Origin of the sequence: Amycolatopsis magusensis (assembly GCF_017875555.1) — a bacterium.
In the GTDB taxonomy this organism is placed as follows: domain Bacteria; phylum Actinomycetota; class Actinomycetes; order Mycobacteriales; family Pseudonocardiaceae; genus Amycolatopsis; species Amycolatopsis magusensis.
In genome coordinates this window covers 258,520-282,375 of the sequence record NZ_JAGGMS010000001.1, presented here as the reverse complement: position 1 = coordinate 282,375, position 23,856 = coordinate 258,520, and the positions used below count along the sequence as shown (strand labels likewise).

The window sequence follows — 23,856 nt, the reverse complement described above, 5'->3', positions numbered from 1 at the left end:
GACTGCCAGCCCGTGAGTCTGACCCTCGGCATCGTCGGCCTGCCCAACGTCGGCAAGTCCACCCTGTTCAACGCGCTGACCCGCAACGACGTGCTCGCCGCGAACTACCCGTTCGCCACCATCGAGCCCAACGTCGGTGTGGTCCCGCTGCCCGACCCGCGGCTGGACAAGCTCGCCGAGGTGTTCGACTCGGCGAAGACCGTGCCCGCGGTGGTGTCGTTCGTGGACATCGCCGGCATCGTCAAGGGCGCGTCGGAGGGGGCCGGGCTGGGCAACAAGTTCCTGGCCAACATCCGCGAGGCGAACGCGATCTGCCAGGTCATCCGCGTGTTCGACGACCCGGACGTGGTGCACGTCGACGGGAAGATCGACCCGCTGTCCGACATCGAGACGATCAACACCGAGCTGATCCTCGCCGACCTGCAGACCCTGGAGAAGGCGCTGCCGCGGCTGGAGAAGGAAGCGCGGACGAAGAAGGAGAACCGGCCCGCGCTGGAGGCCGCGCAGCAGGCGAAGGAGGTCCTCGACTCCGGGCGCACGCTGTTCTCGGCGCAGAAGGAGATCGACGGTTCGCTGCTGCGGGAGCTGAGCCTGCTGACCACCAAGCCGTTCCTGTACGTGTTCAACGCCGACGAGGGCGTGCTCACCGACCAGGCGCGGCGGGAGGAACTGGCCAAACTGGTCGCCCCCGCGGACGCCGTGTTCCTGGACGCCAAGGTCGAGGCGGAGCTGCTCGAACTGGACGACGAGGAGTCGGTGCGGGAGCTACTGGAGTCGGTCGGCCAGCACGAGCCGGGCCTGCACGCCCTCGCCCGCGCCGGTTTCCACACCCTGGGCCTGCAGACGTATCTGACGGCGGGGCCCAAGGAAGCCCGAGCGTGGACCATCGCGAAGGGCGCCACCGCCCCCCAAGCCGCCGGCGTCATCCACACCGACTTCGAACGGGGCTTCATCAAAGCGGAGATCGTTTCGTACGCCGACCTCATCGAGGCAGGCTCGATGGCCGCGGCCCGCTCGGCGGGGAAGGTGCGGATGGAAGGCAAGGACTACGTCATGACAGACGGCGACGTGGTCGAATTCCGCTTCAACGTCTGACCGGCGGCCGTAGTATTCGGTGTTCGGTATTGACCGAACACCGAACAGTAGTCACCATGATTACATGGAGTCTCTCGGGAGAGAGCGGTATGTAGTGGGTGCGCTCACCGGTGCGCTTGAGCCACTGGGTCTCGCGTGGCGCATCCCGGCCGAGGCTGATCGGCTCGGTGACGTGATCGTGGTGTTGCCTGATGGAAGAGAACTCGGCCTCCAGCTCAAGTCAGCCGCGCTGATCACAGCTGACAGCCTGCCGGGTCAACTTCGGCGCTGGTCCAAGGGCTCGGAAAGTGCTGTGGCGTCTGTGGCCGTGGCGGACAGGATCACCGCGGACGCCAGGGACGGCCTGAATCAAGCGGGGTGGAGTTGGCTGGACCTGCGCGGTCATCTGCGGTTGACCGGGCCCGGCGTGTTCATCGACTCGGATGTTCCTGCCTTGACGAGCCCGGTCGTCGAGCGGCGAGCGCTCAGCGGCCGGGTCGGTATCGAACTCGCCGCGTTGCTGTTGCTCACTCCCGATCGGGGGATCGGCGTCCGTGCGGCAGCGACGATGTTGTCGCGTGCGCCGAGTTCTGTTTCCGAGGCACTCGCGGCCTTGCGAGCCGAGGGGCTCGTCGACGGGGCCAACAAACCGGAAGTGCCCCATCTCTTCTGGGAACTCGCCGAGAATTGGCAACCGGTCAGCCAGGATGTGGCGAGCATCCCGGGACCTGGTCGCCGAGCGGACAACGCCGCGCTCCGGTTGGGACTGGATGAGGTCGAAACGACCGTCGGATGGGCGCTGACCGAGACGGTCGCGGCGGCCGTGTACGGCGCACCCGTGTCCACTCGTGCCAGCCACCCGCCCGATTTCTATGTCCCGGACCGGGCCACGTTGCGGCGAGCCGTGCAACTGCTGGGAACGGCCACGACGGCCTCTTCGCGGGCAGGCCGTGTTCGCGTCGCTCCCGTGCCGTTGGTGTGCTCTCGTCGAGTCGATGCCACGGCGTGGGCGAAGGACGAGTGGCCGCTGGCGAACCCCCTGTTCGTTGCCCTCGATCTGGCTCAGGACCCTGGGCGTGGCCGGGAGATCCTCGATGGCTGGACACCCCGGGAGGTGGGTGTCCGTGTCTGGTGAGGCTCCCGTGGTCGCACTGGTCGGCAGGTCGATGACGCAGATCGTCAGCGCCATTCCCGTGGTGGCTGAGCAAACGGGCCGTGAGGTGGTGCTGATCGGCGGCCTCGCGGTCATGTGCCGACTGCCGACGCCGTACCGGGCGACGACCGATGTCGACACCGTTGATCGCCGGGCCTCGGGTGAGGACTCGCAGCTCCAACTCCTAGTGGCGGCCGGTGCGACACCCAGCGGACCGGCCGGCGCGCTGGTTCGCACGCCGTGGGGCGAGGTGCAGGTCGACGTCCTCGAGGTCACCGACGCCGATATCGACGCTCTGCCGAGCGATCCGACCGACCGCCTCCACGTCCTGTCCCATGCGTGGGCGGCGTGCACCGCGTCCGCGTTGGTGCTCAGTGCGGAAGGGCTTCAGCCCCTTGCCGTACGAGTGGCCGAGCCCGGTCCCATCATCGCGATGAAACTGCAGTCGGTGATGAATCGTGGCGCCGCCAAAGAGGGAACGGATCTACTGGACATCGTGCGAGTCACACTCGACCGCACCTGCGGTCCGACGTCCCGAGACCAGCTCGAGTCGGCCGACGCTCGGTTGCGCGCCGATGCCCTTCTCCACACCCAGCAATGGTTCGGCCGCTTCGAAGCCCAATCGCTGAGAAAGATCAGGGCGGTACCGGAGGGCCGAGATGTCGAGATCGACGATGTGCGGTTGGTCGGCGACCTGCTCTCCGGGGCACTCGATCGCCAATGAACACCGCTTGGCCGTGCCCATGCGCCACGGAGAAATTGACGAATCACCCGTCGACTGGACCGGATGATTCGTCAGTTCGGTCAGCCGGCGATGCCGAGGAGGATTACGGCGATCAGGGTGGTCGCGGTCGCCACGGTGGTTACCCAGGCGCGCTGGGCGGCGGTGAGGGCGGGGGCGGCGTTGTTCATGGGCGCGTCCTAAGAACTGGGTGCTGTTTCGCCCGGGACACCGCGTTGATCAGGCCATATGTTACTCGGTTGTGGCCGAAGTCACGTCCAGGACCGAGTCGATCTGGGCGGCCAGCGAGGTGTCCTTCGCGGTCAATCCGCCGGCCGAGTGAGTCCAGAGCCGGAAGGTGAGCGTGCGCCACCGGATGTCGATGTCCGGGTGGTGGTCGACGCTCTCGGCGATCTCCGCCACGCGGTTGACCACGGCGATCGCCGCGGGGAAGGACGGTAGTGCCGCCGTCGCCTCCAGTGCGTCCCCGGCGCGGCTCCAGCGGGGCAGGTGGGAGAGTGCTTCGGACAGTTCTTGATCACTCAATAGTTCCGCCATGACCCCATGGTGGTACCCCGGCGGGTACGCTGCACCTTCGCCACGGGAGTCCGGTGCGCCGGGCTGAGAGGCGGGCGCGAGCCCGCGACCGTTCGCACCTGAACCGGATCACGCCGGCGTAGGGAGGTCCGCCCTCGCCTGCCGCCGGTGATCCCGAGCAAGGAGGGGCCCATGACACGCACCGTCCGCGCGGCGGCCGTGCTGTGCGCGGCTGGGGTGCTGCTCGCCGGTTGCACGCTGTTCTCCGGATCCGAGGAACCGGCCGGCGACGACGTGACCACCATCAAACTGGTCACGCACGACTCGTTCGCCGCGCCGCAGGAGATCCTCGACGCGTTCCAGCAGCAGTCCGGCATCCGCATCGAGGTGCTCAAGGAGGGGGACGCGGGCGCGCTGACGAACAAGCTGGTGCTGACCAAGGCCAGCCCGATCGCCGACGTCGCGTTCGGCGTCGACTCCACCTTCGCCTCCCGCGCGCTGGCCGAGGGCGTCTTCGAGCCCTACACCAGCCCGGAGGCCGATCGCGGCCCGCAGCGCTACGCCATCGACCCCGAGCACCGGCTGTCCGCGGTCGACGTCGGCGATGTGTGCGTGAACATCGACACCGCCTACTTCGCCGAGAAGGGCCTGCCCGAGCCGAAGACCTTCGACGACCTCGCCGACCCGCAGTACAAGGACCTGCTGGTGGTGGAGAACCCGGCGACCAGCTCGCCCGGCCTCGCCTTCCTGCTCGGTACGGTCGCCAAGTACGGCCCGCAGGGCTGGTCCGAGTACTGGGGCAAGCTGAAGACGAACGGCGTCAAGGCGGTCAGCAGCTGGGAAATCGCCTACAGCCAGGAGTTCTCCGGTTCCTCCGGCAAGGGCCCGCGGCCGCTGGTCGTCTCCTACGCCTCCTCGCCCGCCGCGGAACTGGCCGAGGACGGCAAGCCGCGGACCAAGGCGCTGCTGGACACCTGCTTCCGCCAGGTCGAGTACGCCGGGCTGCTGGCCGGCGGCAAGCAGGCCGACAAGGCCGGGCGCGTGGTCGACTTCCTGCTCTCGCAACAGTTCCAGAGCACGGTCGCGGAGAACATGTACGTCTACCCCTCGCGCGAGGGCGTCGAGCTGCCCGCGAGCTGGGTGCAGGCGGCGCCGCAGCCGCCGAAGCCCGCTTCGCTGCCGGGTGAGGAGATCCAGGCGAACCGCGAGCGGTGGATCGAGCAGTGGCGCGGACTCATCGAGGGCTAGTTCTCCTGGCGCTTCTGCCCCTCGGTTTCCTGGTCGTCTTCTTCGCCTGGCCGGTCGCCGCGATCCTCGGGCTCGGCCTGGGCGACGGCGGGGTGGCCGAGGTGCTGGGCCAGGCGTCGACCTGGCGGCTGGCCGGGTTCACCGTCGGGCAGGCGGCCGCGTCGACCGTGCTTTCGGTGCTCGCCGGGCTGCCGATCGCGTTCGTGCTCGCCCGGCTCAAGCTGCCCGGCGTCGCGCTGGTCCGGACCATCGTGCTGGTGCCGTTCGTGCTGCCCACCGTGGTCGTCGGGCTGGCCTTCCGCGCGCTCTGGCCGGACGGCGGGGTGCTGTCGATCGTGCTGGCCAACGCGTTCTTCAACGTCGCGGTGGTGGCTCGCACGGTCGGCGGGCTCTGGTCCCATTTGGACAGACGAGCGGAGGAGGCCGCGCGGGCGCTGGGCGCGTCCTCGTGGCAGGCGTTCCGCTCGGTCACCCTGCCGCGCCTGACCCCGGCGATCCTCTCCGCGTCGGCCGTGGTGTTCCTCTTCTGCTCCACCAGTTTCGGCGTGGTGCTCATCCTCGGCGGTGGCCGGTTCCGCACCCTGGAAACCGAGATCTACCTGCGCACGGTCAACCTGCTCGACCTGTCCGGCGCGGCCGCGCTCTCGCTGGTGCAGCTGCTCGCGGTGGTCGCGGCGCTGGTGATCGGTGCCCTCGCGCGCCGCCGCCGGGAGACCGCGTTGCACCTGCGGGCGGCCGCGGAATCGGTGCGACGGCCCGAAGGCCGCGAATGGTGGGTGGTCGCCGCCGCGGTCGCCGTGCTGGGCCTGCTGCTCACGCCGATCGTGGCGTTGCTGCTCAAGTCCAGCATCGCCGGGTTCGAAGGGCTCGCCACGACCGGTGGCGCGTTGCCGGTGTCCGGTTGGGACGCGGCGTTGCGCTCACTGCGGACCGCGACGGACGCGACCGTGCTGGCGATGTGCGTCGGCGTGCTGGCCTCGGTGGTGCTGGTCTCCTTGAGGCGTCTGCCCGGCCGGTTCGCCAGGGGAGCGGGCGAGACCATGGACGCCGCGCTGATGCTGCCGCTCGGTGTCTCGGCGGTGACGGTCGGCTTCGGCTACCTGGTCACCCTCGACGACCTGCCCGGTGACCTGCGCACTTCCCCGTTGCTGGTGCCGTTCGCGCAGGCGCTGGTGATCATCCCGATGATCGTGCGCATGGTGTTGCCGGTGCTGCGCTCGGTCGACGAGCGGCTGCGGCAGGCGGCGGCCACGCTCGGCGCGAGCCCGGCCCGGGTCTGGCGCGAGATCGACTTCCCGCTGGCCGCGCGATCGCTGGTGGCCGCCGCGGGTTTCGGGTACGTGATCGCGCTCGGCGAGTTCGGCGCCACCAGCTTCCTCGCCCGGCCCGGCGAACCGACGCTGCCGGTGGCGATCGCGGCGCTGATCTCGCGGCCCGGCGAACTGAACAGTCAGATGGCGTACGCGGCCTGCGTGCTGTTGATGCTCCTCACCGCCGCCGTGGTGATGGTGATCGACCGGCTCGGGCCGTCGACCGGGGAGTTCTGATGCCACTCACAGCCGAGCACCTGACCGTGCGCTACGGCTCGCTCACCGCCGTCGCGGACGCCTCGCTGGAGATCGGCGACGGGGAAGTGCTGGCGCTGCTGGGGCCTTCGGGCTCCGGGAAGTCCACTTTGCTCCGGGCGATCACCGGACTGGAGCCGCTGAGCGACGGGCGGGTGTGCTGGAACGGCACCGACCTCTCGGGGTTGCCGGTGCACCGCCGGGAGTTCGGCCTGGTCTTCCAGGACGGCCAGCTGTTCCCCCACCGGGACGTCGCCGGCAACATCGCGTTCGGCCTGCGCATGCACCGGGTGCCGAAGGCCGAGCACGCCGCGCGCGTGGCCGAGCTGCTGGAACTGGTGGGACTCGAGGGATACGGCCGCCGCCGGGTGACCGAGCTGTCCGGTGGCGAGGCGCAGCGGGTGGCGCTGGCCCGCGCACTGGCGCCGCGGCCGCGGCTGCTGCTCCTGGACGAGCCACTGTCCGGATTGGACGCCGAACTCCGGGAACAGCTGGCCATCGACCTGGCCGCGTTGCTCCGCCGCGCCGGGGTGACCACGCTGCTGGTGACGCACGACCAGGAGGAGGCGTTCACCCTGGCCGATCGGGTCGCCGTGCTGGAGGGCGGCCGGATCCGCCAGGTGGGCCCGGTTCGCGAGGTCTGGCGGCGGCCGATGGACGAGCGGGTGGCGCGGTTCCTCGGGGTGACGGCGTTCGTGGACGCGACCGGCCGGGACGGCGTCCTCAGCTCGGCGTTCGGCGAAGTCCGGGCGGACGTCGAAGGCCCGGTCCGCCTGGGACTGCGGCCGACCGCACTGCGCGAGGCGGACACCGGGATCAGCGGTGAGGTTGTCTCGCAGGTCTACCGGCGCGACCACGTCCGGCTGAAGGTCCGCCTCGGCGACGGGTCCACAGTGGACGCGGCGGCGCCGGTGCTCGCCGAGCTGGCGGCGGGCGATCCCGTCCGGCTCAGGCTCGATCCGGACGGGATCGCCTTGCTCAGCCGTCCTTCGTGATGATGCGCGCGTACGCCAGCGACAGTCCGATCGCGATGTAGCAGGCCGCCCGGATGGCGCCTTCGAGCAGGCTCGCCGTGGGCACCGGGTCGCGCAGCACGTCGGCCAGCGCCTCCCACGACGAGTTCAGCAGGAACGGGTGCAGCCACGACAGCGAGTCGAGCAGCTGCAGCACCGAGGACACGATCACCCCGCCCAGCACCGAGGCGACCACCAGCATCGGGTGCTCGGTGCAGGCCGAGATCGCCAGCGCCACCGCGCCGATCGCCCACGCCTGCAGCGTCACCCACAGCACGGCGATGGCGATCTTCCCCAGTACCGCGCCGAACCCCGGGGTGGTACCGGAGAGGGTGAAGATCGCGTCGGTCCCGTTCAGGATCACCCCGGTGACCACGCCGACCACGGCCATCGCGGTGACCGCGACCAGCACGACCACGCCGACGCCGAGCGCTTTGACCGCGAGCAGCCTGCCCCGGCTCACCGGGGAGAGCAGCCAGCCGCGCAGCGTGCCGTGCGACGACTCGCCGGCCAGCGCGTCGGCACTGGCCATCGCCGCGGCCAGGGGCAGCAGCAGGCCGAGTCCCATGGTCAGCGCGGCGATCGGCAGCACCAGCGCGTTGCCCGCGGCGGCCACGAGCAGTGAGTCACCACCGTTGTCGGGCCCGCCGGAGCCACCGCTGGGTGGACCGTCCACAAAGGTCAGCCCGATGCCGATGACCGCGGGCATCGCGGCGAGCAGGCCGAGCACCGCCAGGGTGCGCGGACGGCGGAAGATCCAGCGCAGTTCCGCGCGCAGCAGGCGCGGCACGCCGATCGCCCGTGCGGGCGTGGGGTGCGGCAAAGCGGCGATGGCGGTCATGCGCGTTCCTCTGGTTCGGGCTCGTCCTGGGTCAGCCGGGCGAACAGGTCCTCCAGCCCGGTGCGGGCGCGGCGGGCCTCGTAGACCCCGACCCCGGCCTTCACCAGCGTTTCCAGCACCTGCGGCGGGGTGCTGGTGCTCAGGTCCACCCGCACCCCCTCCGGGGTCAGCTTGCTCGGCATCCGGTTCTCCCGCAGCACTTCCATCGCCAGCTCGGTGTCCGGAGTGGACACCAGGAGGTTCGGCGAGCCGGACTCCAGCAGTTCGGCGAGCTCGCCCTGGGCGACCACGGTCCCGGCGTGCAGCACGGCCACGTGCGTGCAGGTCGCCTCGACCTCGGCGAGCAGGTGCGAGGAGACCACCACGGTGGTGCCCGCGGCGTGCAGCTCGGCGATGATCTTGCGGATGTCGCGGGTGCCTGCCGGGTCCAGCCCGTTCGTCGGCTCGTCCAGCACCACCATCCGGCGCGGCACCAGCAGTGCCCCGGCCAGGCCGAGCCGCTGCTTCATGCCCAGCGAGTACCCCCGGTACCGCCGGTGCGCGGCACCGGTCAGGTTGACCCGGTCCAGCGCCGCGGCCACCGCGCTCGGAATGTCCGCTGTGGACAGCCGGGGCTCGGCGGCGGCCATCCGGAACAGGTTCTCCCGGCCGGACAGGAACGGGTGGAAGCCGGGGCCTTCGACCAGCGCGCCGACGTCCGGGAGCGCGCGGCCGGCGCCGTCGGGCATGCGCTCGCCGAGCAGTTCGACCTCACCCTCGGTGGGCCGGACCAGGCCGAGCAGCATGCGGATGGTGGTCGTCTTGCCCGAACCGTTGGGGCCGAGCATGCCGAGCACGGCACCGGCCGGTACGTCGAGGTCGACCTGGTCCACCGCGACCGTGCCGCGGTAGACCTTGCGCAGGCCGCGGGTCTTCGCGGCCAGTGGGACGGCCGAGGTGGCCGCTCCTTCCGGAACGGCCACCTCGGGTACCCCCTGGTGGGTGGTGGTCACTTCGCGCCCAGCGCGTCGATCAGCACCTGCTCCGGCACGGCGCCGGCGGCGAAGCGGCCGTCGTCGGTCAGCAGCGCGGTGCCCACCTTGGTGGTGATCACGTGGCCGGTGCCGAACGGCCCGCTGACCGGCTTGGCGATCTGGCCGAGCAGCGCCTGCACGTCCAGGCCCTCGCCACCGTCCTGGCCCTCGACCGCGGCGGGCAGCTTGCCACCCGCGAGCGCGTCCGCGGGCACGCGACCGGTGATCACCGAGTCCCAGCCCTCGCCGACGACCTGCGGGTCGACCGCTTCCTTGGCCTTGTCGGCCTCGGCCTGGTCGGGCTTCGCCTCCGGCGTGACCTCGTCGATCTTGGCCCCGGCGGGCGGGGTGAAGGCGAACAGGTCGGCGGGCTGCTGCTCGACGGCGAACTCGCTGAAGCCGATCTCCAGCGCCGGCTCGGTGGTGCCGTTGGTCAGCACCTCCAGGCGCAGCGGCAGCCGGGTCTCGGAGTCCACGGCCACGCGGATCTCACGCAGCAGCGTCCGCTCGTCCGGCTTCGGCGTGAGCACCAGCTCGTAGGCCGGGCGGTCGGCGACCCTGGCGGTGCCGTCGACGGTGACCGTGCTGAACTCGCGCACCGCCTGGAGCAGCTGCCCGGCGACCGCGGTCGGGTCGGTGAGCTGCCCGTCCTCGGTCATCCCCTCGTGCTGGCCGTGGCCCGCCCCCGCGGGCAGGGTGACCTTGGTGGCGGTGTTGTCGGCCGAGTTGTACGACCAGACGGTGGCGCCGTCGTGCACGACGGTGTTCTCGGCACCGCCCTGCTTGATCGCCAGCCTGGTCTTGCCGTTGCCGTCGTTGAACACGCGGGCCTCGTCGAGGTCGAGCGTGCCGACGCCGGGCAGGGCGGCGGGCAGGCCGAGCTGCTCGGACACGGTCACCGTGCCGCTCAGCGCGGGTGCCTGTGCGGTGAGCACGGACTGGACCAGGTCCTCGGCGCTGACCGCGGGCAGCTCGGGCGGGGCCTCACCGGCGCCGGCCGGCATGGCGATGAAGGCCAGCCCGGCCAGGCCGATCGCGGTGCCCGAGGCCGCGGCGACGAGTGCTTTCTTCCTGGGTTGCATCTCGTGAACTCCCTGTGGTCGGTAGTGCCAGTGTGGAGGATTCCCGAGTGCCAGGCTTCCCTCCTGAGGCTGAGATGGGGCTGAGATGCCGCGTGATGCTGAGAGGGCGCTGAGAGATCAGCCGCGCAAGCCGGCGATCAGGGCATTCTGAGAACCGTGAAACCACGGGTACTGGTTGTCGACGACGAGCCGGGTGTGCGGAAGGCGCTGCAGCGCGGGCTGCGGGCCGAGGGCATGGAAGTGCTCGCCGCCGCGGACGGGCCGAGCGCGCTCAAGCTCGCCGAGACCGGTGCCTTCGACGTGGTGCTGCTCGACATCATGCTTCCCGGCCTGTCCGGGTACCGCGTGCTGCAGGCGCTGCGGGCGCAGGGCGTGCAGACGCCGGTCCTGCTGGTTTCGGCCAAGGACGGTGAGGTGGACCAGGCCGACGGGCTGGACCTGGGTGCCGACGGGTACCTGGTGAAGCCGTTCTCGTTCGTGGTGCTGGTCGCGCAGGTGCGCGCGGTGCTGCGGCGGGCGGCCCCGGACGGTTCGCGTGGGCCGTTGCGCATCGGGTCGTTGCAGGTGGACCGGGCTTCGCGCGAGGTCAAGTGGGGCGAGGAGCAGGTGGCCTTGAGCCCGCGTGAGTTCGCGTTGCTGGAGGTGCTGGTCGGCCGGGCGGGCACGGTGGTGACCAAGGACGAGCTGCTGCGCGCGGTGTGGGGTGACGAGCAGGCCGCCACCCGTAATGTCGTCGAGGTGTACGTGGGATACGTGCGGCGTAAGCTGGACGCGGTCGGCGGCGGCTCGGTGGTGCGCACCGTGCGCGGGCACGGCTACCTGGCCTCCGACCCGCAGCTCGACGAAGTGCTGACGCCCGGGTGACCTGGTGGAACCGCCGCGGCCTGCGCTTCCGGATCACGCTGGTCTCGGCCGCGGTCACCTTCGCCTGCCTGGCCGGGCTCGCGCTGATCGCCGGGCGCGGGCTGGGGCCGCTGCTCATCCGGTCGGTGGACTTCGAGCTGAACCAGGCGCTGGCCCCGGCCACCGCCGAGGTCGCCGCCGGGCGCCCGGCCACGCCGTTGTCCGGCGTGACCGTCCGGGTGCTGGACATCGCGGGCACGCCGCGCGACGGGCTGCCGCCCGCGCCGGGACTCGGGCCGCAGGAGATCCGCGAGCTGAAGTCCGGCCTGGCCGTGCGGACCGGCGACGAGGGTGACGGCCCGCGCTGGCGGTGGCTCGGCTCGGTGGTCACCGAACCGGACGGCTCGCAGCGGCTGGTGGTGGTCGGTACCGGGCTGGTCGGGTTCCACGAAGCCGTGTCCGACGGGGCGTTCTGGCTGGTCTGGGTGGCCTTGCTGAGTGCGCTGGTGGCGGCGCTGGCGACCTGGCTCGGGGTGCGGTCCGCGCTGGGGCCGGTCACCCGGATGCGCCGCTCGGTCCGGGCGCTGCCCGCCGGGGCGCGGTTGCCGTTGCCGTCCGCGCACGACGACCTGCGCGCGCTCGCCGCCGACTTCAACGAACTGCTCGCGCGGCAGGAGGAGGCCGCGCAGCGGCTGCGCCGGTTCACCGGTGACGCCGCGCACGAGCTGCGGTCGCCGGTGGCCTCGATCCGGGTGCAGGCCGAGGTCGCGGTGGCGAACCCGGATCCGGAACTGGCCCAGGAGACGCTGGCCGACGTGCTCGCCGAGGCCGAACGGCTGTCGGCGCTGCTGGACGGCCTGCTCGCGCTGGCGCGGTCGGACGCGGGGGAGTTGCCCGCCGCCGAGCCGGTCGAACTGGTCACCGAGGCGCGGGCCGCGGTCGCGCGCATGCCCGCGGACGCGCCTGAGACGCGCATCGCCGGTGCGGTCGGGGAGGCGTGGGCGCACGCGTCACACGCCGAGGTGGAGCTGATCCTGAACAACCTACTGCGCAACGCGGCCAGGTACGCGCGCGGGCAGATCGTGGTGTCGGTGCTGGCCGGGCGGTCGAGCGTGCGGGTGGTGGTCGACGACGACGGCCCCGGCATCGCGCCCGAGCACCGGGACCGGGTGTTCGACCGGTTCTACCGGGTGGCCGACGACCGGGCGCGCACCTCCGGCGGCACCGGGCTGGGCCTGGCGATGGTCGCCGAGGCGGTGCGGCGCCGCGGTGGTTCGGTGCAGGTCGGGGAGTCGCCGGAGGGCGGGGCGCGGTTCGAGGTGCGGTGGCGGTCGGCTAGCGTCCCGCGCTTGTGAAGACGGTGGTGGGCGCGGCGATCGTGCGGGACGGGAAGCTGCTCGCGCAGCAGCGGGCCTGGCCGGCGGACGCGGACGGCAAGTGGGAACTGCCCGGCGGGCGGGTCGAGCCGGATGAGTCCGAAGTGGACGCTCTGCGGCGGGAGTGCCTGGAGGAACTGGACGCGGCGATCACCGTGAGGGAGCGGGTCGGGCCGGACGTGCCGTTGCCGGGCGGTTCCGTGCTGCGGATCTACGCGGCGCTGATCGAGCCGGACGTCGAACCGCGGGCCGTGGAACACCGGGACCTGCGCTGGCTTTCCGCCGCCGACCTGGACTCCCTGGACTGGCTACCGGCGGACCGCGTCCTCATCCCGGACCTGACCGCGCTACTCGTGCCAATGCTATGAATGGGGCATTACTTGCAATGAACGCAAGTAATGCCCCACTCCTAGCGTTCAACCGGCGCCGACGAGGCGGAGGGCGGAGGCGAGCCGGTGTTCGCCCCGTTCCGCGGCCCGGGTGGCGCCCTGTTTCCGGATGCGGTCCAGTTCCGCCGGGTCGGCCAGCAGCGCCTGCGCCGCCGTCCGGATGGGTGTGAGCGTCTCGATCACGGCTTCGGTGACCGCCTTCTTCACCGCCCCGTACGAGCTGAAGGAGGCGGCCAGCTCGGCGGGTGAGCCGCCGAGGCAACCGGCCAGGATGTCCAGCAGGTTCGCCAGGCCGGGCCGCGCCTCCGGCTCGTAGACGACCTCGCTCCCACCGTCCGTGACCGCCCGTTTGATCTTGCGCCGCAGCGCGTCCGGGTCGTCGAGGACGAACAGCACCCCGACCGAATCACGCGTCGACTTCGACATCTTCCTGGTCGGGTCGCTCAGGTCCCGCACGCGCGCGGCGGCGGGCGGCAGCACGGCCTCCGGCACGGTGAACACCTCGCCGTAGGTCGCGTTGAACCGCCGCGCGAGCACGCGCGCCAGCTCCACGTGCTGCCGCTGGTCCTCGCCGACCGGCACCTGCGCGGCGCCCTGCAGCAGGATGTCCGCGGCCATCAGCGCCGGGTAGGTGAGCAGGCTCAGCCGCACCCCGGCCTGGCCCTTGCTCTTCTCCTTGAACTGGATCATCCGCGCGGCCTCGCCGTAGCTGCAGGTGCACTCGAGGATCCAGGTCAGCGCGCCCAGTTCGCGGGCCAGATCGGACTGCACGAACACGGTCCGTTCCCCGACCCCGGCCGCGATCAGCACCGCGAGCTGCTCCCTGGCCAGTGACCGCAGCACGGCCGGGTTGTGCGCACCGGTCATGCCGTGCAGGTCGGAGATGAAGTACAGGTCGTCCGGCGCGCCCTCGGCGGCCCAGCGGCGGATCGCGCCGAGGTGGTTGCCGAGGTGGACGTGGCCGGACGGGGTGATGGCGGAGAGCCGGATCACGGGATTTCCCTTCGGGTCGGCGCCGCTCGCTCGAGGTGCCGACACGAAAAACGGCCACCCGAACGGGCGGCCGGTTTGTCACGCGCAAGTCTCAGGCCGCCGTCGGCGGCCACCACATCTGGGACGAAGCGCGCATGCCGCCCACCCTAAGGGATCGGACCCGCATCGACCAGGTGGTGAACGGTGTTCACCCGCGAAGGCCGGAGTTACCGTGAACGGATGTATGTCGTACTGGTCAACTACACGGCACCGTTGGAAGAAATCGACTACGTGCTGCCCGACCACGTCGCCTGGCTGACGCGGCAGTACGAACAACACCACTTCCTCGCCTCCGGCAGGCGCAACCCCCGAGTCGGCGGCGTGATCGTCGCGCGGCCGATGGCGCGCGGGAAACTGGACGCGATCCTGGCCACCGATCCCTTCGCGCTGCAGCACCTGGCGCGCTACGAGGTGATCGAGTTCTCGGCCACGCGGACCGCGCCCGAACTGCACCGGCTGAACGAAGCGCTCACGCACTGAGCGCGCGGGGACCTCAGGCGGCGGTCTTGGCCTTCGCCTTCTTCAGCGCGAGCACCGGGCACTTCTTGCAGCGGGGATCGGACCGGCAGCACTTCTTCTTGACCTTGCCCGCCTTGATCCACTTGCGCACCAGCGCCTTCGGATCACCCTTGTGCTTCTTGCCCACACACACTCCCGAAAACGCCGGTCCCAGGCCCCCAGGCTAGGCCAGTTCCGGCCGGGACACAGGGCGTGGCCCTGGTCACACGGGTGCGGCAGGTATCCTGTTCGTGATCGCGTATGACCAGCGCCGCTCTCGCGTGCCTTGGATTGGCTTCCAACACGGGTATCCGCGGTCGGCCACCCCAATTCCGAAGTATCAGGAGCTCGAGCGTGCCCGCAGCCAGTGTCATCGCCGCCGGGACCGACCGCGGGACGTCCGGCCGGACCCGGCCCGACCTGCGCAACGTCGCCATCGTCGCACACGTCGACCACGGCAAGACCACCCTGGTCGACGCCATGCTCCGCCAGTCCGGCGCCTTCGCCGAACGGGCCGAGATGGTCGACCGCGTGATGGACTCCGGGGAGCTGGAACGCGAAAAGGGCATCACCATCCTCGCCAAGAACACCTCCATCCGGCGCCAGACCGAGGACGGGCCGGTGACGATCAACGTCATCGACACCCCCGGGCACGCCGACTTCGGTGGTGAGGTCGAGCGCGGCCTGGCCATGGTCGACGGGGTGGTGCTGCTGGTCGACGCCAGCGAGGGGCCGCTGCCGCAGACGCGGTTCGTGCTGCGCAAGACCCTGGAGGCCGGGCTGCCGGTGATCCTGGTGGTCAACAAGGTCGACCGCCCGGACGCCCGGATCAGCGAGGTCGTCGAGGAGACCCACGACCTGCTGCTCGACCTGGCCGGTGACATCGAGGACGCCGACCTCGACGCGGTGCTCGACCTGCCGGTGGTCTACGCCTCGGCCCGCGCCGGCAAGGCCAGCCTGGAGCAGCCCGCCGACGGTGGCCTGCCCGAGAGCGAGAACCTGGACCCGCTGTTCGAGACCCTGCTGCGCCACGTGCCGCCGCCCCTCGCCGACCCCGACGGCCCGCTGCGCGCGCTGGTCACCAACCTCGACGCGTCGAACTTCCTCGGCCGCATCGCGCTGATCCGCATCCACTCGGGCAAGCTGCGCAAGGGCCAGACCGTGGCCTGGCTGCGCGAGGACGGCTCGGTGCACTCCGTGCGCATCTCCGAGCTGCTGGTCACCGAGGCCCTCACCCGCGTCCCGGCCACCGAGGCCAGTGCCGGTGAACTGGTCGCCATCGCCGGTATCCCCGAGATCACCATCGGTGACACCCTGGCCGACCTGGACAACCCGGAGGCGCTGCCCCGGATCACCGTGGACGAGCCGGCCATCTCGATGACCATCGGCGTGAACACCTCGCCGCTGGCGGGGCGCAACGGCGGCGACAAGGTCACCGCGCGGCTGGTCAAGGCCCGGCTGGACCAGGAGCTGATCGGTAACGTCAGCATCCGCGTCATCCCGACCGAGCGCCCGGACACCTGGGAGGTCCAGGGCCGTGGCGAGCTGGCGCTGGCGATCCTGGTCGAGCAGATGCGCCGCGAGGGCTTCGAGCTGACCGTGGGCAAGCCGCAGGTGGTCACCAGGGTCATCGACGGCAAGGTGCACGAGCCGTTCGAGCGCCTGTCGATCGACGCGCCGGAGGAGCACCTCGGCTCGATCACCCAGCTGCTGGCCGCCCGCAAGGGCAAGATGGAGCACATGGGCGGGCACGGCACCGGCCGCATCAAGCTGGACTACGTGCTGCCCGCGCGTGGCCTGATCGGCTTCCGCACCGACTTCCTCACCGAGACCCGCGGCACCGGGATCGCGAACCACGTGTTCGAGGGCTACCACCCGTGGGCGGGCGAGATCCGCACCCGGCACAGCGGTTCGCTGGTCGCCGACCGCTCCGGCCCGATCACCGCCTACGCGATGATCCAGCTGGCCGACCGCGGCAGCTTCTTCGTGGAGCCGGGCGCCGAGGTGTACGAGGGCATGGTCGTGGGCGAGAACCCGCGTGCCGAGGACCTCGACATCAACATCACCAAGGAGAAGAAGCTGACGAACATGCGTCAGTCCTCCGCCGACGTGATGGAGACGCTGGCCCGGCCGCGCAAGATGGGCCTGGAGGAGGCGCTGGAGTTCTGCGCCGTCGACGAGTGCGTCGAGGTCGCGCCCGACGTGGTCCGGATCCGCAAGGTCACGCTGGACGTGAACACCAGGGCCAAGGAGCGCAACCGGGCCAAGAACCGCGGCTGACGCTTTCGCGTCCCGGATGCGAGCCGGAACCGGCGGCGGGGGTCGCGCGTCTCCTTGATGGGGACAAACCCGGTGTCGGGGCGATCGCTGTCCATGGCAGCATGGCGGTCCGGCGAGCGAGAGGTGAGCAGTTGCGGTTGAGGCGGGGAACCACCGGGCGCGGCGTGCGCGGGCCGCGGCTGGGCGCCATGGGGCTCCTCGCCGCCGCGGCGCTGGCCGGGTGCACCAACACCCCGCCGCCGCCGGTGGTGAGCACCCCGGTCGCCGAGGAGTCCACGCCGCCGGGCCAGACGCCCTCGCAGATCGTCATCGGCGTCGACGACATCGTGGGCGGGTACAACCCGCACAATCTGGCCGACTCCTCGACCGTGACCTCCGCGCTGGCCGAACTGCTGCTGCCGTCGGTGTTCCGGGCGGGCGAGGACGGCACCCCGCAGCTGGACAAGAACCTGATGGACGCCGCCGAGGTGATCTCGGGCTCGGCGCAGGTCAGCTCGGACATGCCGTTCGTGGTCGCCTACGACATCCGGCCCGATGCCTCGTGGTCCGACGGTGCTCCGATCGCCGCCGAGGACTTCGCCTACCTGGCCAACGCGATGAAGGACGAGCCGGGCGTGGTGGATCCGGCGGGCTACCGGCTGATCTCCGACATCCAGTCCCGCGAGGGCGGCAAGCGCGTCGAGGTCACCTTCGCCAAGCCGTACCCCGGCTGGAAGACCCTGTTCAGCGGCCTGCTGCCGCAGCACCTGTTCAAGGACGCCCCCGGCGGCTGGCGTGCCGCGCTCGAGGGTGGCTTCCCGGCTTACGGCGGCCCGTTCTCCATCAAGACGCTGGACCGCGACCGCGGGGAAATCATCCTGGAGCGCAACGAGCGCTGGTGGGAGAAGCCCGCCGCGGTCGACCGCCTGGTGCTGCGTCGCGCCGACCAGGCGGGCACGGCGGCCGCGTTGCGCAGTGGCACTGTGCAGTTTTCCTTGTCCCGCACCGATTCCACCGGTCTCAAGCTGCTCGGTGAACTCGGTGAGTCCGTCCGGTTGCACACCGTGGCCAAGCCGCGGCTGGCCACCGTGCTGCTGCGTCCGACCGGCGCGGAGTTCGACGACGACCGGGTGCGCGGCGCGATCGCCGCGCTGCTCGACCGCACCAAGCTGATCGACGAGGGCACCAAGGGCGGTGCTTCGGCGCAGTTGCGCGCCGATTCGCTGCTGACGCCGCCGTCGGTGCCCGGTTACCAGCCGACCATCCCGGCGAGCGGGGCGCCGGGCGCGCCCGATCCGGCGAAGGCCGGTGAACTGCTCGCCAACGCCGGTTACACCCGGGATGCGGGAACCTGGCGGGATTCCGGCGGTCGTCAACTGTCCCTTGTGGTCGCTTCGCCGGGGCAGCGGGAGCCGTACGCGACCATCGCCAAGGAGCTGACCTCGCAACTGGTCGCGGCCGGCGTGGACGTGCGCATGATCAACCCACAGCCCCGCGAACTGTTCTCGAACCTGCTCGCCTCACCGGTCGGCGAGGACGCGCAACTGCCGCCCGCCGACGGCGGGGTGGGGGTCGACATCGCGGTGGTGCCGCAGGCCGTGAGCACGAGCCCGGCGCTCACGCTGGCCTCGGAATTCGGCTGCCGCACCCCGGAACCGGAAGCCACCCCGGCGGTGCCGGTGGTCGCGGCGAACCCGGCCGCGTTCTGCGACGAAAGCCTGCAGCCGCGCATCGAAACCGCGCTGACCGACATCGGCTCCCCGGCCGGAGTGGTCGAGACCATTGAGTCGGAGCTGTGGCAGCGGTCCGTGTCGATCCCGTTGTTCCAGCTCGCCGACACGCTCGCGGTGGGCAAGGGCGTCTCCGGCGTGAGCCCCGGACCGCCGATGACCGGGCCGTTCGGCAACGCGGTGAACTGGACGCGCGGGACCAACTGACCGCCCGGGTCGCGGGAGAATTGCGAAGTTGTTCCGCTCGTCACCCTTTGGTCACGATCACCACTGAACTGGTGACCAGGGGGGAGCAGCCTTTCTAGCGTGCACCAACGGCCGGCGGCCACTGCCGCGGCCAGGTGCTAGGAGGGCACAACCGACATGAGGAGAACCAGAGCGGTCCAGGTCGTCTCGGTGCTCGCCGGCGCGGCGCTCGTGATGAGCGCCTGCAGCGGCGGTACGGAAGAGGGCGGTGACCCGAACACCGGCTCGGCCGAGGACATCAAGGGCATGGCCGTCGGGAAGTCGCAGACCGGCGACAACTTCAAGCTCGGTGACGCGCCGAACAGCGACGCCGTCACCGTGGCCATCGACCAGGGTTACTCGGCGTACAACAACGACACCCCGGACGCCAACAGCTCGTACAACACCTTCGTGCTCACCTCGGTGCTGGCCGGGGCGAACGTGCTGGACGGCAACAACAAGGTGCTGCTCAACACCGACGTGCTGGAGTCGTGGACGGTCAAGTCCAAGGACCCGCAGATCGTCGAGTGGAAGATCAAGCCGGGGGTGAAGTGGTCCGACGGGGAAGCCTGGGACTGCGACGACTTCTGGCTGGCCTGGCTCTCGCACAGCAACCAGATCAACGAGGGTGACGCGCCGGTCTTCCAGTCGGCCTCCATCGCCGGCTACGACAAGGTCAGCGCCCCGGTCTGCAAGGACGACCTGACCTTCGAGGCCCAGTTCTCCAGCCCCTACCTCGACTACAAGGGCATGTTCAACTCGACCGCGGTGCTGCCGGCGCACGTGGTGGAGAAGGGCACCGGCATCGCCGACATCAAGACGCTCAACCTGCAGAGCAACCTCGAGGACCTGAAGAAGGTCGCCTCGTTCTGGAACGACAAGTTCAAGAACTTCGACAAGGCGCTCATGCCCGGCTCCGGGCCGTACATGATCACCGCGTTCGACCAGAACGCGCAGGCGGTCACCCTGGAGAAGAACCCGAACTGGATCGGCGCCAAGGGCGGCCCGGCGAAGGTGCTCGTCCGCGGCATCCCGGACACCAAGGCGATGGCCACCGCGCTGCAGAACGGCGAGATCGACGTCGCCTCCTCGGTCCAGCCGGACGTCACCGCGGCCAGCACGCTCAAGAGCCTGGCCGCGCAGGGCGTCAAGTACGGCTCGGCCCCGCGCCTGTCCTTCGAGCACCTCGACTTGAACTTCGCGAAGCCGATCTTCCAGGAGGAGGCCACGCGCAAGGCGTTCTTCGAGGTGGTCAACCGCCAGGAGATCGTGGACAAGCTGCTCAAGGAGGTCCAGGCGGACATCCAGCCGCTGAACAGCCTGGTCTTCTACCCCGGTGAGGAAGGCTTCGCCGACGTCTACAGCGACAAGGCGGGCAAGGGCGCCGAGGCCGCGGCCAAGACGCTGACCGACGCGGGCTGGGTCAAGGGTTCCGACGGCATCTTCGCGAAGAACGGCCAGCGCTTCTCGGTGACGATCACGCACAACACCAACGACCGCCGCAAGCAGACGGTCGAGATCATCATCGCCCAGGCCAAGGCCGCGGGCATCGAGATCACCGACCAGACGGACCCGAACTTCCTCAAGGGGAACCTGGACAAGGGTGAGTACGACATCGCCCTGTTCGGCTGGTCGGCGGCCCCGTTCAAGGCCGAGCAGCCGCCCATCTACGTGCCCAAGGACCAGGGCGGCAGCCAGAACTACCAGAGCCTGAACGACCCGCGGATCAAGACCGCCTACGACAAGGCGATCGCGGCCACCGACGAGGGCGTCGCGCGACAGGGTTTCGCGGAGGCGGACCGGTACATCGCGGAAAACTATGCGTCGCTCCCGCTGTTCCAGACCCCGTCCATGTGGGGCTTCCGGGGCATCGACAGGGTGTTCAACCAGTCCTACAACGGTGCGCTGTGGAACGTCGGCGAGTGGGCCGTCACCAAGTAGGTATGCGCACGACTGAGTGATCATTGACTACACCACGGGGCCGGGTGAACACCCGGCCCCGTGTCGCGTCCGGGGTGCGGTCCGTTGCGCGGTCGGTACCGGCCGGTAACCGTTGTATTTCCGGACGTTGGTGGGAAGTCACCCTTTGGTCACGATCACGCGGTAACTGGTGACCGGGCGTGCCCGCGCTTTCTAGCGTGCACCCGCAGTGCGCCAATTGAGGGTTGCTTGGCGTGACATAAGCTCCGGCTCAACTATCCGGGGCGGGTGGGTCCCCAGGTCCGATGCCCCGGGACCCAGTGCTAGGAGGGCACACGTAAATGAGGAGAAGCAAAGCAGTCTCCGCCCTGTCGCTGGTCGCCGGTTCCGCGCTCCTGCTGAGCGCGTGCAGTGGTGGCGGCGGCAACGAGGGCGGCGACCCGAACACGGGCTCGAGCGCCGATATCAAAAGTATGGCCACGGGCAAGGCCCAGAGCGGCGAGAACTTCAAGCTGGGCGCCGCGGCGAACAGCGACCAGGTGATCGTCGGGATCGACCAGGGCTTCTCGGCGTACAACAACGACACGCCGGACTCGAACAGCTCGTACAACACCTACGTGCTGACCACGGTGCTCTCCGGTGCCGATGTGCTCGACGGCAACAACAAGGTGCTGCTCAACAACGACGTGCTGGAGTCGTGGACGGTCACGTCCAAGGAGCCCCAGATCGTCGAGTGGAAGATCAAGCCCGGCGTCAAGTGGTCCGACGGCGACGCCTGGGACTGCGATGACTTCTACCTCGGCTGGCTCTCGCACAGCGGCAAGGTGAAGGACGGCGAGTCGCCGGTCTTCAACTCCGCGTCCTCCGCCGGGTACAGCCTGGTCAACGAGGCCACCTGCAAGGACGACCTGACCTTCGAGGCCAAGTTCGAGAAGCCCTACCTCGACTACAAGGGCATGTTCAACTCCACCGCGATGATGCCCGCGCACATCTTGGAGAAGCAGACCGGCATCGCCGACATCACCAAGCTGACGCTGAGCAGCCCTCTCGAGGAGCTGAAGAAGGCCGGCGACTACTGGACGAACAAGTTCAAGGACTTCGACCCGGCCACCATGCCGGGCTCGGGCCCCTACAAGATCACCGCCTTCGACGCCAACCAGGAGTCGGTGACCCTGGAGAAGAACCCGCTCTGGATCGGTGAGAAGGGCGGCCCGGCCAAGATCGTCGTCCGCGCCATGAAGGACACCAAGGCGATGGCCACCGCGCTGCAGAACGGCGAGATCGACGTCGCGGCGTCGACCCAGCCGGACGCCACCGCGGCGGGCACCATGAAGGGCCTCGCGGCGCAGGGCGTGACCTACGGCTCGGCCTCGCAGCTGACCTTCGAGCACCTCGACCTCAACTTCGCCAAGCCGATCTTCCAGAAGCAGGAGACCCGCAAGGCGTTCTTCGAGGTGGTCAACCGCCAGGAGATCGTGGACAAGCTCCTGAAGGAGGTCCAGGCCGACGCGCAGCCGCTGAACAGCATCGTCTTCTACCCGGGCGAGCAGGGCTACGTCGACCTGTACAGCGACAAGGCCGGCAAGGGCGCCGAGGCCGCGGCCAAGACGCTGACCGACGCCGGCTGGGTCAAGGGTGCCGACGGCATCTTCGCCAAGGACGGCCAGCGCTTCTCGGTGACGATCACGCACAACCAGAACGACCGCCGCAAGCAGACCGTGGAGATCATCATCGCCCAGGCCAAGGCCGCGGGCATCGAGATCACCGACCAGACCGACCCCAACTTCCTCAAGGGGAACCTGGACAAGGGTGAGTACGACATCGCCCTGTTCGGCTGGTCGTCCGCTCCGTTCAAGGCCGAGCAGCCCTCCATCTACATCCCGAAGGACCAGGGTGGGGCGCAGAACTACCAGAGCCTGAACGACCCGCGGATCAAGACGGCCTTCGACAAGGCGGTCTCGGCGACCGACGAGACCGCCGGTACCCAGGCGTACCAGGAAGCCGACAAGTTCATCGCGGAGAACTACGCGACGCTGCCGCTGTTCCAGACCCCGTCCATGTGGGGCTTCCGGGGCATCGACAAGGTGTACATGCAGTCGTACAACGGTGCGCTGTGGAACGCCGGCGAGTGGGAGAAGACCAGCTAGTCCTGGTCCCTCCCGCTTCACCGATCGACCCGGCGGGGATCGGGGACGGCCACAAGCCGGCCCCGATCCCCTTCGGAAGTAGCTGTTGACGCCCGGTACCGGGGCACTACGGTGTACCTGGAATTCCGGGTTCGGTTGCTTTTCCACGCCGGGCCCCGACGAGGAGCAATTAGTTGAACCTGGTTGTCTACGTACTACGTCGCATCGCGATCTCCATTCCCATTCTGCTGATCGCGACTTTCCTCTGTTTCCTGATGGTCGCCGGCGCAGGCGACCCGCTCGGGGAACTGCGCGGGAACCCGAACGTCAGCCGCGAGGCGGTCGACGAGCTGGCCCGCCAGCTCGGCCTGGACCAGGGCCTGGTGCCCCGGTACTTCGACTGGCTCGGCAGCTTCCTCACCGGTGACTGGGGCGTGTCCATCGCCCAGGGCCAGGGGTTGCAGCCCGTCTTCCCGAAGGTGATGAGCGCCTTCGAGGTGACCGCCCGGCTGGTCATCGGTACCGAGCTCCTCGCGGTGGTCCTCGGCGTGACCGTCGGCGTGATCGCCGCGGTCAAGCAGTACTCCATCGTCGACTACCTCGCGACCACGGTGGCGTTCCTGCTGTTCTCGATGCCGATCTTCTGCGTCGCCATCGTGCTCAAGCAGTACGCGATCGAGATCAACGTGCTGGTTCGCGACCTCGGGTGGGACGAATGGCTGGGCAATCCCTGGCTGCGCACCACCAGTCCGGAGAACCTGCAGGCGGACGGTCTGTTCGACTTCGCCACCAAGTACGTCGGCGCGTTCCTGCTGCCGACCCTGTCGATCATGGCGATCAGCTTCGCGGCCTACAGCCGCTTCCAGCGCGCTTCGATGCTGGAGACGCTGAACGCGGACTACGTGCGGACCGCGCGGGCGAAGGGCCTGTCCTCGTCCCGGGTGATCTTCCGCCACGCCTTCCGCAACGCCCTGATCCCGGTCACCACGCTGTTCTCGGTCAACTTCGCCGCGGTGCTCACCGGGGCGATCATCACCGAGCGCGTGTTCAACTGGAACGGCATGGGCTCGGTGCTGGTCGAGGCCGTGGACCGGAACGACCCGAACGTGCTGATGGGCTGGCTCGTCCTGGTCGCCGCCATGGTGGTGGTTGCCAATCTGATCGCCGACCTGATGTACGGCATCCTGGACCCGAGGATTCGCGTTGGCTGA

At 69.8% G+C, this 23,856-nt stretch carries 21 protein-coding genes; 15 read left to right on the top strand and 6 right to left on the bottom strand.

Features of this window, described 5'->3' with window-relative positions; all coding sequences use genetic code 11:
• Window positions 1-12: 12 nt before the first annotated feature.
• From ychF to JOM49_RS01260, 3 genes are all read left to right on the top strand, one after another.
• A complete protein-coding gene (ychF, locus tag JOM49_RS01270; RefSeq protein WP_209662350.1) occupies window positions 13-1,095 on the top strand; it encodes a redox-regulated ATPase YchF in 1,083 nt (360 codons plus the stop codon).
• 94 nt (window positions 1,096-1,189) lie between these two features.
• Window positions 1,190-2,209 carry a hypothetical protein gene (locus JOM49_RS01265; RefSeq protein WP_209662349.1) on the top strand — a complete coding sequence of 340 codons (1,020 nt, stop codon included), beginning with the start codon at window positions 1,190-1,192 and terminating at the stop codon, window positions 2,207-2,209.
• 31 nt (window positions 2,210-2,240) lie between these two features.
• A complete protein-coding gene (locus JOM49_RS01260; RefSeq protein WP_209662348.1) occupies window positions 2,241-2,951 on the top strand; it encodes a hypothetical protein in 711 nt (236 codons plus the stop codon).
• A 249-nt stretch (window positions 2,952-3,200) separates the two neighbouring features.
• On the opposite strand, the gene JOM49_RS01255 is transcribed toward JOM49_RS01260, so the two are convergent.
• Window positions 3,201-3,506 (bottom strand): 4a-hydroxytetrahydrobiopterin dehydratase, encoded by a 306-nt coding sequence (locus JOM49_RS01255; protein WP_209662347.1) that lies wholly within the window; start codon window positions 3,504-3,506, stop codon window positions 3,201-3,203.
• A gap of 171 nt (window positions 3,507-3,677) precedes the next feature.
• Here JOM49_RS01255 and JOM49_RS01250 point away from each other — a divergent pair, with 171 nt between their 5' ends.
• From JOM49_RS01250 to JOM49_RS01240, 3 genes are read left to right on the top strand one after another with little or no spacing between them, the layout of a single operon-like run.
• Window positions 3,678-4,733, top strand: a complete 1,056-nt coding sequence (locus tag JOM49_RS01250) for a thiamine ABC transporter substrate-binding protein (RefSeq protein WP_209662346.1) — start codon at window positions 3,678-3,680, stop codon at window positions 4,731-4,733.
• Window positions 4,709-6,280 carry an ABC transporter permease gene (locus JOM49_RS01245; RefSeq protein WP_209662345.1) on the top strand — a complete coding sequence of 524 codons (1,572 nt, stop codon included), beginning with the start codon at window positions 4,709-4,711 and terminating at the stop codon, window positions 6,278-6,280. The genes JOM49_RS01250 and JOM49_RS01245 overlap by 25 nt, the downstream gene beginning before the upstream one ends.
• A complete protein-coding gene (locus tag JOM49_RS01240) occupies window positions 6,280-7,293 on the top strand; it encodes an ABC transporter ATP-binding protein (protein WP_209662344.1) in 1,014 nt (337 codons plus the stop codon). The genes JOM49_RS01245 and JOM49_RS01240 overlap by 1 nt, the downstream gene beginning before the upstream one ends.
• Here the strand turns inward: JOM49_RS01240 and JOM49_RS01235 are convergent.
• Genes JOM49_RS01235 through JOM49_RS01225 form a run of 3 tightly spaced genes read right to left on the bottom strand, consistent with a single transcriptional unit; the run spans window position 7,277 to window position 10,247 of the window.
• Window positions 7,277-8,152 (bottom strand): ABC transporter permease subunit, encoded by an 876-nt coding sequence (locus tag JOM49_RS01235; RefSeq protein ID WP_209662343.1) that lies wholly within the window; start codon window positions 8,150-8,152, stop codon window positions 7,277-7,279. The genes JOM49_RS01240 and JOM49_RS01235 overlap by 17 nt on opposite strands.
• A complete protein-coding gene (locus tag JOM49_RS01230) occupies window positions 8,149-9,114 on the bottom strand; it encodes an ABC transporter ATP-binding protein (protein ID WP_372443956.1) in 966 nt (321 codons plus the stop codon). Before JOM49_RS01230 ends, JOM49_RS01235 begins: the two co-directional genes overlap by 4 nt.
• A 26-nt stretch (window positions 9,115-9,140) precedes the next feature.
• The gene (locus JOM49_RS01225; protein WP_209662341.1) at window positions 9,141-10,247 is read right to left on the bottom strand and encodes a LolA family protein; all 1,107 of its coding nucleotides are present in this window, start codon (window positions 10,245-10,247) and stop codon (window positions 9,141-9,143) included.
• Window positions 10,248-10,403: 156 nt separating this feature from the next.
• Between JOM49_RS01225 and JOM49_RS01220 the strand changes: the two genes are divergently transcribed.
• The 3 genes from JOM49_RS01220 to JOM49_RS01210 are packed head-to-tail and all read left to right on the top strand — an operon-like array spanning window position 10,404 to window position 12,834.
• Window positions 10,404-11,111 carry a response regulator transcription factor gene (locus tag JOM49_RS01220; RefSeq protein ID WP_372443955.1) on the top strand — a complete coding sequence of 236 codons (708 nt, stop codon included), beginning with the start codon at window positions 10,404-10,406 and terminating at the stop codon, window positions 11,109-11,111.
• On the top strand, window positions 11,108-12,445 hold the full coding sequence (locus tag JOM49_RS01215; protein WP_209662340.1) for a sensor histidine kinase: 1,338 nt from the start codon (window positions 11,108-11,110) through the stop codon (window positions 12,443-12,445). The genes JOM49_RS01220 and JOM49_RS01215 overlap by 4 nt, the downstream gene beginning before the upstream one ends.
• A complete protein-coding gene (locus JOM49_RS01210) occupies window positions 12,442-12,834 on the top strand; it encodes a (deoxy)nucleoside triphosphate pyrophosphohydrolase (RefSeq protein ID WP_209662339.1) in 393 nt (130 codons plus the stop codon). Before JOM49_RS01215 ends, JOM49_RS01210 begins: the two co-directional genes overlap by 4 nt.
• A gap of 48 nt (window positions 12,835-12,882) precedes the next feature.
• On the opposite strand, the gene trpS is transcribed toward JOM49_RS01210, so the two are convergent.
• A complete protein-coding gene (gene trpS / locus JOM49_RS01205) occupies window positions 12,883-13,848 on the bottom strand; it encodes a tryptophan--tRNA ligase (RefSeq protein ID WP_209662338.1) in 966 nt (321 codons plus the stop codon).
• Window positions 13,849-14,067: 219 nt separating this feature from the next.
• On the opposite strand from trpS, the gene JOM49_RS01200 reads away from it, so the two are divergent.
• Window positions 14,068-14,367, top strand: a complete 300-nt coding sequence (locus tag JOM49_RS01200) for a YciI family protein (RefSeq protein ID WP_209662337.1) — start codon at window positions 14,068-14,070, stop codon at window positions 14,365-14,367.
• Between the two features lie 13 nt (window positions 14,368-14,380).
• Here the strand turns inward: JOM49_RS01200 and JOM49_RS01195 are convergent, their stop codons facing one another.
• Entirely contained in the window at window positions 14,381-14,533 is a 153-nt protein-coding gene (locus tag JOM49_RS01195) for a hypothetical protein (protein ID WP_209662336.1), read from the bottom strand.
• 206 nt (window positions 14,534-14,739) lie between these two features.
• Here JOM49_RS01195 and typA point away from each other — a divergent pair, with 206 nt between their 5' ends.
• The 5 genes from typA to JOM49_RS01170 all read left to right on the top strand — a co-directional run bounded on the left by typA (window position 14,740) and on the right by JOM49_RS01170 (window position 23,856).
• On the top strand, window positions 14,740-16,665 hold the full coding sequence (gene typA / locus JOM49_RS01190; RefSeq protein ID WP_372443954.1) for a translational GTPase TypA: 1,926 nt from the start codon (window positions 14,740-14,742) through the stop codon (window positions 16,663-16,665).
• Window positions 16,666-16,853: 188 nt separating this feature from the next.
• Window positions 16,854-18,581 carry an ABC transporter family substrate-binding protein gene (locus JOM49_RS01185; RefSeq protein ID WP_209670646.1) on the top strand — a complete coding sequence of 576 codons (1,728 nt, stop codon included), beginning with the start codon at window positions 16,854-16,856 and terminating at the stop codon, window positions 18,579-18,581.
• 156 nt (window positions 18,582-18,737) lie between these two features.
• Entirely contained in the window at window positions 18,738-20,540 is a 1,803-nt protein-coding gene (locus tag JOM49_RS01180; protein WP_209662335.1) for an ABC transporter family substrate-binding protein, read from the top strand.
• Window positions 20,541-20,860: 320 nt separating this feature from the next.
• Complete coding sequence (locus JOM49_RS01175) at window positions 20,861-22,666, top strand: ABC transporter family substrate-binding protein (protein WP_209662334.1); 1,806 nt, start codon at window positions 20,861-20,863, stop codon at window positions 22,664-22,666.
• 173 nt (window positions 22,667-22,839) lie between these two features.
• A complete protein-coding gene (locus JOM49_RS01170; RefSeq protein WP_209662333.1) occupies window positions 22,840-23,856 on the top strand; it encodes an ABC transporter permease in 1,017 nt (338 codons plus the stop codon).